A 2,787-nucleotide genomic window follows, 5' to 3' on the forward strand; every position below is an offset into this window, starting at 1 on the left:
GTGCGGSACAGCCTGGCGCGGACGCCCTGGGTGGCGGCGAGGGCGCGGGCGGGGCCCTCGCGGTGCGTGACCCAGTGCACGGAGCCGCGCACGGAGACCGCGCTGCCGCGTCCGGTGTGGTCGGGCGCGGCGGCGCCGAACCAGCGGGCGGCGGGCACCGGGTGCGGCTGGAGGTCGGTGCGCTGGCCGCCGAGGCGGACGTCGATACGGCGCGGCTCGGCGCCGTCCAGGTCGTCGAGAAGCCAGAGTTCACCGGCCGACGCGTAGACGACGCGGGTGCCGTCGGTGGCGGCGTGCCGGGCGTAGAAGCCGTCGACCGGGGAGTGCCGCCGCAGGTCTGTGCCGTCGGGCAGCGAGGAGTACAGGGCGCCCACGTCCTCGTGGTCGCTGAGGAAGGCGATCCGCTCCCCCACCCACAGGGGGTACTCGATGTTGCCTTCGAGCGCTTCGTGGACCCGGACGAAGGCGGGGGCGACGTCGCGGGAGGCGGCGTCGCGGGAGGCGGCGTCGCGGGAGGCGGCGTCCTCTCCGGCGGCCGTGCCGTCGCCGGTCGTGCTTGCGGCGTCCGCGCCGTCGCCGGTCGCGCTTGCGGCGGCCGTGCCCTCGGCGGCCGTGCGGAGCCAGAGCTTGCCCGCCGTGCCGCCCCGGTACCGCTTCCACCAGGCGGCCTCGCGCCCCATCGGGGCCGAGAGCAGCAGCACCTGCCCCCGCGGTCCGTGCGCGACATCGCCGACCAGGCCGTACGGCAGGGTCTCTGCGGGGCCGCCGTCGAGCGGCACGGCCCGCGCCCAGGTGCGGCGCGGCGAGGCCTGGCCCGCCGCGCTGACGGCGAGGACGCGTCCGTCGGGGGTCCAGCCGCGCACGCCGGTCCTGGCGGTGCCCCAGTACGTGAGCCGCTTGGAGGGGCCGCCGTCGACGGGCGCGATGTGCACCTCGGGCGCGCCGTCCCGCGTGGACGTCCAGGCGACGGTCGTGCCGTCCGGGGAGAAACGGGGGTGGTTCACGGGCATGTTGTCGGCGCTGACCCGCCAGGCGCGGCCCCCGTCGAGGGGGGCGACCCAGACGTCGTCCTCGGCCGTGAACGTGACCAACTCGCCGTGGATGTGCGGGTATCGGAGGTACGCAGTCTGTGTCACACCGGCCAGCCTAGGCAGGCTCGCGGCGGTCCGGCAGACGTTTGGATCACTTGGCCGGGGACCTCCGTGCTCACTTGCCCGGCAGACAGTCGCAGGTCGGCTCGGGCGGGCGGACGGTCACGGTGACGGTCGTGGTGGGCCCTGGCTGCGGCTCCTCCTGGGTGGGCGGCTGGGTCGGCTGATCGGGCTGCCCGCCACCACCGCCGTTGTCACCGCCGCCGTTGTCCCCGCCGCCCGCGTCGCAGTTGCCGAGGACGTCCACGTGGAACCAGACCTTGCCCTCGACCTTGGCGGTGAGGTTGCCGCGCACACAGGCGCCGTCGACGACGGAGTGCACCGAACCCTTGATGGTGATGTCCTCGCCGTCGCCGCTCTCGCCCTGGCAGTCCACGATGACGTCCACGCTCTCCTCGGCGGAGGAGCCGCTGCTCGGGGTCACCCGGTCCTCGTAGTGCGCCGTACAGCTCAGCCACGCCACGTCCAGATGCTGCCGCTCCAGTTCCTTGGTGCCCATCTGGTCGGTGGTGAGCGCGACCGCCGAGGTGTTCAAGCCGCCGTTGGCCGGGTCGCACGCGGTGACGCCGAGCGCGGCGGCTCCGGCGAGCCCGACGGCACACAGGACCGGTGCCGCACGCCGCCTCCGCAACCCGGGCGACCCCTTCGCGCGGCCGTAGGACCGCCTCAATGCCCCCATGAGCGGCAGCGTGCCACCGCGAGCGCCCCAGGGGTAGACCGCTTGCGGCCATCTGTTAACCGGTCCTGCCGGGCCGCCGAGGGGGTCAGCCCTGGGCGAGCAGCCACTCCTGGAGTTCCACCACGTTGCCCTCGGGGTCCTTGAGGTGCGCGGCCTGCATGCGGTCCGTCAGCGGTGCGGGCCCGTGCGCGAGGACGGCGCCGCGCCCGGTGATCTGCTCGCAGTACGCGTCCAGGTCGTCCACGCGCAGCACCACGAGGGAGCGGTGCCCGGTCGCCGAACCGGCCAGCTCGTCGATGAGCCCGGCCATCATCGACCGGTCCTGGAGCGCGATGCCCGCGGACCCGGTGGCCGGGCTGAACTTCTCGTACGGGCCCTCCTCGGCGCCCGACTGGGGCTTGAGGCCGAGGACCTCGGCGTAGAAGCGGTAGCAGGCAGGGAAGTCCGAGACGAGCAGGCGGACCTGGGCGAGTTCCAACGCAGCCCCCGTGGGTCGGGTCAGGACCAGCGGCCCGTGCGTCCGAGGAGCAGGGCGCTCGCCGCGGTCCCCGCGGTCGATGTACGCAACACGCTACGCCCGAGCCGGTAGGGCGCCGCCCCGGCCTGCGCGAACAGCGCGAGCTCATCGGGAGAAACCCCTCCTTCGGGCCCCACCACCAGGACGATGTGGCCGGTGGCGGGCAGCTCGGCGGTGGCCAGCGGCTCGCTGCCCTCCTCGTGCAGGACGGCCGCGAAGTCTGCCTCGGCGAGCAGCGCGGCGACCTGCTTGGTCGAGGCGGCGTCCGCCACCTCGGGGAACCGGACGCGGCGCGACTGCTTGCCCGCCTCGCGCGCGGTGGCCCGCCACTTGGCGAGCGCCTTGAGGCCGCGCTCGCCCTTCCACTGCGTGATGCAGCGCGACGCGGCCCACGGCACGACGGCGTCGACGCCGGTCTCCGTCATGGTCTCCACGGCCAG

3 protein-coding genes and 1 pseudogene are annotated in these 2,787 nt (G+C 74.7%); all 4 read right to left on the reverse strand.

What is annotated here, in order from left to right; translation table 11 throughout:
* Positions 1–1,136: pseudogene (locus AB8Z36_RS36510) on the reverse strand (hypothetical protein); the annotation flags it as partial.
* 70 nt (positions 1,137–1,206) lie between these two features.
* The gene (locus AB8Z36_RS36515) at positions 1,207–1,830 is read right to left on the reverse strand and encodes a hypothetical protein (RefSeq protein ID WP_440582096.1); all 624 of its coding nucleotides are present in this window, start codon (positions 1,828–1,830) and stop codon (positions 1,207–1,209) included.
* Positions 1,831–1,915: 85 nt separating this feature from the next.
* Positions 1,916–2,308 (reverse strand): VOC family protein, encoded by a 393-nt coding sequence (locus AB8Z36_RS36520; RefSeq protein ID WP_369217689.1) that lies wholly within the window; start codon positions 2,306–2,308, stop codon positions 1,916–1,918.
* Between the two features lie 20 nt (positions 2,309–2,328).
* Positions 2,329–2,787 (reverse strand): RsmE family RNA methyltransferase (locus tag AB8Z36_RS36525; protein ID WP_369217690.1); only part of this gene is annotated, 459 nt, incomplete at its 5' end.

Origin of the sequence: Streptomyces flavofungini (assembly GCF_041028215.1) — a bacterium.
In the GTDB taxonomy this organism is placed as follows: domain Bacteria; phylum Actinomycetota; class Actinomycetes; order Streptomycetales; family Streptomycetaceae; genus Streptomyces; species Streptomyces flavofungini_B.